Annotated in this window: 10 protein-coding genes; 3 read left to right on the top strand and 7 right to left on the bottom strand. The window is 70.5% G+C overall.

Going from position 1 to position 7,580, the window contains the following annotated elements:
* The 5 genes from E1294_RS50080 to E1294_RS50060 all read right to left on the bottom strand — a co-directional run.
* The coding region (locus tag E1294_RS50080; protein WP_132519809.1) for a DUF998 domain-containing protein at nt 1-1,129 on the bottom strand (1,129 nt) is incomplete at its 3' end.
* A 49-nt stretch (nt 1,130-1,178) separates the two neighbouring features.
* Complete coding sequence (gene pspAB, locus E1294_RS50075) at nt 1,179-1,739, bottom strand: PspA-associated protein PspAB (protein WP_132519804.1); 561 nt, start codon at nt 1,737-1,739, stop codon at nt 1,179-1,181.
* A gap of 6 nt (nt 1,740-1,745) precedes the next feature.
* Complete coding sequence (gene htpX, locus E1294_RS50070) at nt 1,746-2,645, bottom strand: zinc metalloprotease HtpX (protein ID WP_132519801.1); 900 nt, start codon at nt 2,643-2,645, stop codon at nt 1,746-1,748.
* A gap of 4 nt (nt 2,646-2,649) precedes the next feature.
* Nucleotides 2,650-2,928: a PspA-associated protein PspAA gene (gene pspAA / locus E1294_RS50065; protein WP_132519798.1), complete on the bottom strand. Its 279-nt coding sequence runs from the start codon at nt 2,926-2,928 to the stop codon at nt 2,650-2,652.
* On the bottom strand, nt 2,925-3,749 hold the full coding sequence (locus tag E1294_RS50060; RefSeq protein WP_220448410.1) for a PspA/IM30 family protein: 825 nt from the start codon (nt 3,747-3,749) through the stop codon (nt 2,925-2,927). The genes pspAA and E1294_RS50060 overlap by 4 nt, the downstream gene beginning before the upstream one ends.
* Nucleotides 3,750-3,899: 150 nt before the next feature.
* Here E1294_RS50060 and E1294_RS50055 point away from each other — a divergent pair, with 150 nt between their 5' ends.
* Complete coding sequence (locus tag E1294_RS50055) at nt 3,900-4,484, top strand: DUF3043 domain-containing protein (protein ID WP_246083850.1); 585 nt, start codon at nt 3,900-3,902, stop codon at nt 4,482-4,484.
* Nucleotides 4,485-4,527: 43 nt separating this feature from the next.
* Here E1294_RS50055 and E1294_RS50050 read toward each other — a convergent pair whose 3' ends face one another.
* Nucleotides 4,528-5,547, bottom strand: a complete 1,020-nt coding sequence (locus E1294_RS50050) for an SMI1/KNR4 family protein (protein WP_132519792.1) — start codon at nt 5,545-5,547, stop codon at nt 4,528-4,530.
* A 57-nt stretch (nt 5,548-5,604) separates the two neighbouring features.
* Between E1294_RS50050 and E1294_RS50045 the strand changes: the two genes are divergently transcribed.
* Nucleotides 5,605-6,606 carry an aldo/keto reductase family protein gene (locus tag E1294_RS50045; RefSeq protein ID WP_132519789.1) on the top strand — a complete coding sequence of 334 codons (1,002 nt, stop codon included), beginning with the start codon at nt 5,605-5,607 and terminating at the stop codon, nt 6,604-6,606.
* Between the two features lie 66 nt (nt 6,607-6,672).
* On the opposite strand, the gene E1294_RS50040 is transcribed toward E1294_RS50045, so the two are convergent.
* Nucleotides 6,673-6,879, bottom strand: a complete 207-nt coding sequence (locus E1294_RS50040) for a hypothetical protein (RefSeq protein WP_132519786.1) — start codon at nt 6,877-6,879, stop codon at nt 6,673-6,675.
* Nucleotides 6,880-6,961: 82 nt separating this feature from the next.
* Between E1294_RS50040 and E1294_RS50035 the strand changes: the two genes are divergently transcribed.
* On the top strand, nt 6,962-7,580 hold a 619-nt coding region (locus tag E1294_RS50035; protein ID WP_132519783.1), incomplete at its 3' end, for an SCO2322 family protein.

Genomic DNA, 7,580 nt, shown 5'->3' with positions numbered 1-7,580 from the left:
AGCGGGGGCTGAGGCCGAGCCCCGGGCGGTCGAAGCGGATGACGCGGTGACGCCTTCCGAGCTCCGCGGCCACCGCGTCCCAGTGGAACCAGGCGCCCGCGGCGCCCGCCGTGATGAGCACCGCTGGCCCGGTCCCCTGCTCGACCACGTGAGGCGGCCCGTACCCGTCCACCGCTCCGAAACCCGGCTTCATGCCCGGCCCTCTCATTCCGGGTGTCCTCCTGCCGGGCCCCCTCACGCCGGGCCCCCTCCCTCCGGGCCCTCTCACACCCGGCGGCACGCCCGCCACCGCGCCGAGGGCGACGCCGGGGCCCGCGTTCAACGCCATGCCGTGGCCCGCGGCCAGCACCTCGCCGAAGTCCGCGTCCGGCGGCACGCCCGCTGCGGCGGCCCCTGCGGCCCTCGGTGCGGCCTCGGGTGCGGTGTCCGGCGCGGTGCCCGGTGCGGTGCCCGTTCGGGGCGCCGCGGGCCGTGCTCCGGGGGCCCGCGAGACGGGTGCGGGCGCCAGGTCGGGGACCGCCGCCTGGTGGTCGTCCGACACGAGCAGGTGCAGGGCCGCGTACACGAGCCAGACCGCGAACATCGTCAGCTGGGCCCGGTGCGCGACCCCCACCCCCTGCCCGGCCGCGAGCGCGCCCACCGTGAGCAGCGTGGCGGCCACGCTGAGCAAGGTGAACAACCACGACACCCACGACCGCCACCGCGCGCCGAGCAGCACCATCGCCGCCAGCCCGCAGATCGTGGAGAGCGCCGCCGCCAGCGTGTGCACCCGGTGCGACCAGGACGGCTCCCGCAGCCCGCAGGCCGGGTCGCTCAGCGCCGCGCAGTCGAGGGGGAACACTCCTGAGGCGCAGGTGAACAGCCCGAACGCGGCCACCGCCAGCCAGCCCGGCCACTCGCGCGCCGCTCTCGGCAGGAGCAGCACGCCGGACACGCACGCCAGTCCGGCCAGCCCGTCGCTGACCCGGAACAGGCGCGTCCACGGCTGGTCGCGGGCGGCCAGCTCGCTGACGTACCCGTGGGCCCTGTCGACCGCCGGCGTGGTGAACTGGCCAGTGATCCACGCGCTGCCCAGCACCGCTGCCACGATGAGCGCGGATGCCGCGAGCACCACCAATCTTCGCTCCACGTGAACATTAGATCACTATGGGTGATAATCACCCAGGAACGCCCCCCGGTCAGAGGCCGGGCGCGCCCCAGACGGGGAACCACCGGCTGAGGTCCTTCTCCAGCGGCAGCTCGCCCTCCAGCACACCTCTGGCCTGAAGTTCGAGCGCGTTGTCGCGCCGCTGCCCGGACAGCGGTGCGAACGGGTAGAACGTGCCCCGTTTGTACAGGTAGACGACCGCCAGCCGGCGCCCGTCGTCCGGGGCGGCGAACGACACCAGCGAGCACAGCAGCGAGGGCCCGAACCCGGCCGACTCCAGCGACGAGTTGACCGCGTGCAGCTCGGTGACCAGGTCGCTGAGCGCGTCGGGCGCGCGGCGTACCAGCAGCCAGGTGTAGCCGTAGCCGTCGTCGGACTCCTCGACGCGCTCGCCGAGCAGCGCCTTGACATCGCGTTCGAGCGTGGCGAACGCGCCTCCCTCAGCGGCCCTGAACGCCACCGAGCCGAGGCCCGTGGGCGTGAGCCCGGTCGCGGCCTGCAGCGTCACGACCGCGGACGGCAGCGCGAACAGCGCGTCGAGGTTGGGCTTGACCGGCTTCGACCGGCCGAGCAACGCGTCGAGCCAGCCCATGCGGGTTCAGCCCCTTCCGAGCTGCTTGGAGATGTTCGTCAGCTGCTCCAGGCGCCGCTCGAGCCGCGGGTGCGTGGAGAACAGGTTCGCGAGCGTCTCACCGGGGGCCAGCGCCGGGGCGAAGTAGAAGGCGTTGAACGGCTCGGCCTCGCGCAGGTCGCGGGTGGGGATCCTGGCCATGTCGCCAGTGATCTTGACCAGCGCGCTGGCCAGGGCCGACGGCCTCTGGGTGAGGAGCGCGCCCGCGCGGTCGGCGGCCAGCTCCCGGTAGCGCGACAGGGCGCGGGTGAGCAGGAAGCTGATGGCGTACACGATGACGGAGACCAGCACGATGATCAGCCCGATCGGCACGCCGCCCTGGCCGCCGTTGCGGCGGCCGCCGAGCCCTGTGTAGAGGGCGAACCTGGTCATGAGGCCCGCCACGATGCCGAGGAACGAGGCGATCGTCATGACGGCAACGTCGCGGTGCGCGACGTGGGAGAGCTCGTGCGCGAGCACGCCTTCGAGCTCCTGCGGCTCGAGCCGCCGCAGGATGCCCGTCGTCACGCAGACGACGGCGTTCTTCTGATTGCGGCCGGTGGCGAACGCGTTGGGGACGTCGGACTCCGCGATCGCCACCCGCGGTTTGGGCATGTCGGCCAGCGCGCACAGCCGGTCGATCAGGCCGTGCAACTCGGGGGCCTCCTGTGGCGAGACCTCCCGCCCTCCCATCGCGAACAACGCGATGCGGTCGGACAGGAAATACTGCACGAGCAGCAGACCCCCTGCCAGCACCAGCACGGTCAGCGCCCGCACGCCCAAGGCGATCAGCACGCCGACGAACACCACGTAGAGCAGCCCGAGCAGGAACATCGTCACGACCATGCGGCTGGTCAGGCCGCGGTCGGACGCGAACCGGGTGCGCACGGGCTCAGCCCGGGATGAGGCCTTGGTCGCCCAGCATCTCCCGGACCTCCTCGATCGAGGCGTCCGCGGGGGGAAGGATCAGCTCTGACGGCTCAAGGCTGTCGTCGGGGAGCGCCTTGCCCACGTGGCGCACCTTGTCGAGCAATGCGTGCAGCTTGACGCGGAATGACTTCTCGTCGCCCGCGTCGATGGCCGCCTCCAGCTCGGTGTCGAGCTCGTTGAGGACCGAGATGTCGTCGGCGGAGATCTCCACCTGACCCTCGCCCATGATCCTGACAATCATGCGCCCTCCCCTGGCTGACGCAGCTGCTGGGTCTGGCCGGGCTGCTGCTGTGCCTGCTGGGGCTGCTGCTGGGGCTGCTGCTGCGGCTGGCCCTGCTCGATGGCGCCCTGCGGCGCCGGGCCCTGGCCCAGCTCGGACTTCATCCTGGCCAGCTCGAGCTCGACGTCCATGCCGCCGCCCATGCGGTCGAGCTCGGCCTGGATGTCGTCGCTCTTGTTGCCGCTGTAGTCGTCGAGCGCGCCGCTGGCCAGCAGCTCGTCGATGGCGCCCGCGCGGGCCTGCATCGACGCCGTCTTGTCCTCGGCGCGCTGGATCGCCAGGCCGACGTCGCCCATCTCCTCGGAGATGCCGGAGAACGCCTCGTTGATGCGCGTCTGCGCCTCGGCGGCGGTGTAGGTGGCCTTGATCGTCTCCTTCTTCGTGCGGAAGGAGTCGACCTTGGACTGCAGCCGCTGGGAAGCCGTGGTCAGCTTCTCCTCCTCGGCCTGCAGGTTGTCGTGCTGCACCTTCAGGTCGGCCATCTGCGTCTGCAGATTGGACCTGCGCTGCAGCGCCTCGCGGGCGAGGTCTTCACGCCCCACGGACAGCGCCTTGCGACCCTGCTCCTCGTAACGCTGGGCCTGCTTCTCCAGGCCGGTGATCTGCAGCTCCACCCTCTTGCGCGACGTGGCGACGTCGGCCACGCCCCTGCGCACCTTCTGCAGCAGCTCCAGCTGCCGCTGATAGGAGTAGTCGAGGGTCTCGCGCGGATCCTCCATCTTGTCCAAAGCCCTGTTGGCCTTCGACTTGAAGATCATCGAAAGTCTCTTCATCACGCTCATGCGCGTCGGCCGTCCCCTTCTAGGTCGTGCTGGTGTTCCCAATGCAGCGCAGCCGCCTTGGGATTACCCTACGCATAACGCGCGAGGGCGTCACTAAGTTGCAGTCCAGGTAGGGTTGACGTCGTGTTGCGACGCCGTTCCCAAACCTCCGTGGACGATACCCCCGCCCCCACTGACGATCCTAAGCCCCAAGGCAAAGGTCGTCCCACACCCAAGCGCCGGGATGCCGAAGGCAAACGGCGCCAGCCGGTCTCCGCGCCCAAAGACCGCAAAGAGGCCTACCGGCAGATGCGGGCCAAGCAGGCCGCCGAGCGCGATAAGGCCCGCAGGGGCATGCTCGCCGGTGATGAGCGCTATTTCCCCGCGAGAGACAAGGGCCCCGCGCGCAAGTTCGCGCGCGACTGGGTCGACTCCCGCCGCCTGCCGAGTCAGTATTTTCTGCCGTTCTCGCTACTGATCCTGCTGGCGACGTGGATTCCCTGGCCCATGGAGATCCGCGCGCAGGTGCTCAACCTCGTCATCGCGGTCGGCTGGCCGATCATGATGATCGGCGTGCTGTTCACCTCCGTCTATGTCGCCTGGAAGGTGAAGCGGCAGGTGGCGGAGAAGATGCCCGACGAGAGCCTCAGGGGCGTGGGCTTCTACGCGGCCATGCGGGCGCTGCAGATCCGCAGGCTGCGGTTCCCGCCACCGCAGGTTCTGCCGGGCGGCAAACCGGTACCTCCCAAGCGGTAACCATTTTTTCCCGATTTTCCGGGAGATTCCGACAATTCGGAAATTATGGGTTGCCGTACTCGATGTTGTCCCAGCGCAGCACTCCTCCTCTGACCGCTGGCCTCCGGCCGTCGATCGCCGCGCCCTGCTCCAGGGCGTCGGCGACGGCCCGCATCAGCGCATAGTAGGACGGCAGCCGCGGCCCCATGCCGGAGATCGTGTCGTCCCACCCGACGGTGCCCTCCGCGGAGTCGACCACGGCGTACACCCCGTCCCCGCTGCTGCGCTCCCCGAAGTGGACGAACGGGATCATGCGGCCGTTCCAGGATTCGGTCGCCGGATCGGGGCCGAGGTCGGTGCGATTCCAGGAACACTGCGATCGCCAGGCGTCCCTGATCTGGCGGATGCCGAGGTTGGAGGCGCCGTCATGCCAGAACCCGAAACCGAACGCCCGCGCTCCTCGCGAGCCGTTGTGGCGCAGGAGCGAGGCGCGCAGGTCGTCGGGGAAGTCCACACCCATCTGGGCTTCGGCGATCGCGATCGTGCGGGCCCTGCCGGGCGCACCGAGCGTCTTGTACGTACGGGGCGCGTTCGCCTTCAGCCACCGCTCGATCCGCCGCCACTGCCGGTCCACGGCCCGCTTGACCTTCGGATCGATCGGCCGCACCCGCACCGGGCGCGGCTCGGGCGCGCAGTTGGGGTCGGGAACCGGCACCGGCGGGCCGGTGGAAGACGGCGTGGGGAGCGCCGTGACGGCGGGGCCGGTGGAGAGCGGCGTCGCGGGCTGCGCGTCGTTCCCGGACACCGGCCACGCGGCGGTGAGGGCGTCCTGTTCGGCCTGGTACACCCGCGCCCGGGCCGAGGCCGCCTCATGCGCCTTCGTCGGGACCAGCGCGGCCGCCAGGGTGACCGCCACGATCGCCGCGACGCCGGCCCACACCAGGCCCATCCCGGCCTTTCCCGCCGGCTGCCGCGGCGGCGGGGACGGTGACGGCGTCTCCGGCATGCGGGCGCGGCGGCGCAGCCGGACCACGATGGCGGTCACGACGGCGGCCGTCAGCGCCAGCCGTACGAGCTTCAGCACGTCGCGCACCCTATCCCGAAACGGATCACCCCACGCGCCGGGATTAAGGTCGGATGCATGGAATTCCGACACCTCGGTCGCAGCGGTCTCATGGTCAGCGAGATCAGCTATGGCAACTGGCTCACCCACGGCTCCCAGGTCGAGGAGGACGCCGCCAAGCAGTGCGTTCAGGCGGCACTCGACGAGGGCATCACGACGTTCGACACGGCCGACGTGTACGCGGCGACGAAGGCCGAGGAAGTGCTCGGCCGGGCACTCAAGGGCGTACGCAGGGAGTCGGTGGAGATCTTCACCAAGGTCTACTGGCCGACCGGACCCGGCAGGAACGACCGCGGCCTGTCGCGCAAGCACCTCACCGAGTCGATCCACGCTTCGCTGCGGCGCCTGCAGACCGACTACGTCGACCTCTACCAGGCCCACCGCTTCGACTACGAGACGCCGCTCGAGGAGACGCTCAAGACCTTCGACGACCTCGTACGCCAGGGCAAGATCCTCTACATCGGCGTCAGCGAGTGGACGGCCGAGCAGATCGCCCAGGCCCTCAAGATCGCCGACGAAATGGGCTTCGACCGGATCGTGTCGAGCCAGCCTCAATACTCCATGTTGTGGCGGGTCATCGAGTCCGAGGTCGTGCCGCTGAGCGAGAAGGAGGGCGTCGGCCAGATCGTCTGGTCGCCGATCGCCCAGGGCGTGCTCACCGGGAAATACCTGCCGGGCGGGCAGCCCCCGGAGGGCTCGCGGGCGACCGACAAGAGCGGCGGCAGCAACATGATCGCCCGGTGGATGAGGGACGACGTGCTGACCCGCGTACAGGAGCTGAAGCCGATCGCCGCGGACCTGGGGCTCAGCATGGCGCAGCTGGCCATCGCCTGGGTCCTGCAGAACGCGAACGTCTCCAGCGCCATCATCGGCGCCAGCCGCCCCGAGCAGGTGCGTGACAACGTGGGGGCGTCGGGCGTCAAGCTGGACGCGGACGTGCTGCGGCGGATCGACGACGTGCTCGGCCCGATCGTCGAGCGCGACCCCTCCAAGACCGAGAGTCCCCGCACCCGCCCATAATCACAGAAACAGCGAAAACCCCTTGAGCCACGAATGCGCTCAGGGGGTTTTCGCTGTTTCTGCCATTCACTCCGGACGCAATGACATTCCCGCGTATTCGACGCGGTCCTCCTCTAGCAGGGCCACCTGCTCTACCCCGGAATCGAGCAGGTCACGCCAGTTCTCGCCGAGCCACGACTCCGCGTCCGCCTGGCTCGGAAAAACCTCTCGCGGCAAAGGACGATCCGTTACCTCACCACCATTTGCATTTTCATAACGCCAACGCCATGTCATGCCATACGCTCCTTTTCCGCGGGTTCGCCGGCGCACCCTCCGCAGGCACTGGAACCCTACTCCCGAGCTTGGAGGTCCATCGATGCTGCGCGCATTTCGTGTTGCGGCCGGAGTCGCCCTCGGGGCGGCCGCCTTAGTCTCCCTCCCCTGCTCCGCCCTCGCCGCACCACCCGTCTCCCCGGGAGACCCCGTGCCGGGCGCGGCCGACCCCGGCGCCGCGCGCGGGTGGAGCGTCTGGCAGAGCGACGGCACCGCCTGGCTGGCGGGCGCGCCCGGCGACTCGCCACCGGACGGCTCCGTCATCGGCTGGCGTTTCTCGGCCGCCCCGGACGGGGCCGCGGGCGAGCCCCCCGGCGGGGAGCTGCCCTCGTTCCAGGCCGTGTGCGGCAAGGACACCGCCGCGTCCGGGCACAAGCGCGTGGCCGTGGCGGTGGACTTCGGCGAGACCGGCTCCGACGCCTACCCCGGCGAACAACCACCCGCCGGACCGGCGGCCACGTGCGTCGCGGGCGCCGAGTCCGCCACCGCCGCCCGGCTCCTCGCCTCCATGGCCAGGGTCCGGGTGAACGCGGGCGGTGACGTCGTCGCGGTCGACGACTATCCGGGCAGGGAGAAGGGCGGCACGGCGCTCGACGCCGCCGCTCCCGCCGCCGCCTCAGAGGGCGGGGTGCCGGTCACGTTGATCGCGGGTGGGGCGGGCG

Origin of the sequence: Nonomuraea diastatica (genome assembly GCF_004349015.1) — a bacterium.
GTDB lineage: Bacteria > Actinomycetota > Actinomycetes > Streptosporangiales > Streptosporangiaceae > Nonomuraea > Nonomuraea diastatica.
Note: the sequence above shows the minus strand (reverse complement) of the source record. Positions and strands in the feature narration are given on the sequence as shown.

Bases quoted from the DNA above. Each gene is read 5' to 3' on its own strand.
- pspAB (WP_132519804.1), bottom strand. From the start codon at position 1,739: ATGGGCTGGCTCGACGCGTTGCTCGGCCGGTCGAAGCCGGTCAAGCCC.
- pspAA (WP_132519798.1), bottom strand. From the start codon at position 2,928: ATGATTGTCAGGATCATGGGCGAGGGTCAGGTGGAGATCTCCGCCGAC.
- E1294_RS50060 (WP_220448410.1), bottom strand. From the start codon at position 3,749: ATGAGCGTGATGAAGAGACTTTCGATGATCTTCAAGTCGAAGGCCAAC.
- E1294_RS50045 (WP_132519789.1), top strand. From the start codon at position 5,605: ATGGAATTCCGACACCTCGGTCGCAGCGGTCTCATGGTCAGCGAGATC.
- E1294_RS50040 (WP_132519786.1), bottom strand. From the start codon at position 6,879: ATGACATGGCGTTGGCGTTATGAAAATGCAAATGGTGGTGAGGTAACG.